1 pseudogene is annotated in these 616 nt (G+C 46.1%); it reads left to right on the top strand.

Annotated features, from left to right (window positions below):
- Positions 1 to 616, top strand: a pseudogene (locus tag R7044_RS26405) (PAS domain-containing sensor histidine kinase); the annotation flags it as partial.

Consider the following 616-nt stretch of genomic DNA (forward strand, 5'->3'; position numbering starts at 1 on the left):
CTTATTTAGTCACCAACAATCCCGAAACTATTGCGTTTGTGAAAGGCAATTTGACTTACTATGAACCGCTGCAAGCCCAGTTAACCCAACTCGACAAAGCCGCGAATACCGAAGGTTGGTTGATCCTCTCCACCTCTGGTGAAGTGTTGGTTTCCAGCCTCATCGATGAACGATTTAGCCGTTCAGATCGACGTGCCATTGTTGAACAGATTCATCGCCAAGGTGAAGGCGTCTCTCTGGTAAATAAAACCAAAGGCTCGAGCCCTCTGTATTATTTATCGGCACCGATTTTTGATGGCCTTAACATCGCGGGTATTGTCGTCGTACAAATTAACTTGAGCCTTCTGACGGAACAAACCATCACCAGCCAAGACATTATTACACTGCAAAACCGCCATCATCGTTTCTTCCTGTCGAGCAGCACCACTTACAACGCAGACTGGTTCAATGAGCCAAACCATGCAGCAAATGAGGAAACACAAAAGCTCTACGACAACACCGTGATCCATTTTTGGACGCTGGATCAGCAACGCTATTTTGCCCATACCGTTAAATTGGATGACCTCAATTGGTATGTCAGTTATCTCATCCCGACCAAGCCAGTTCAACAAGCCAT

Source organism: Vibrio sp. 1402 (assembly GCF_033340275.1).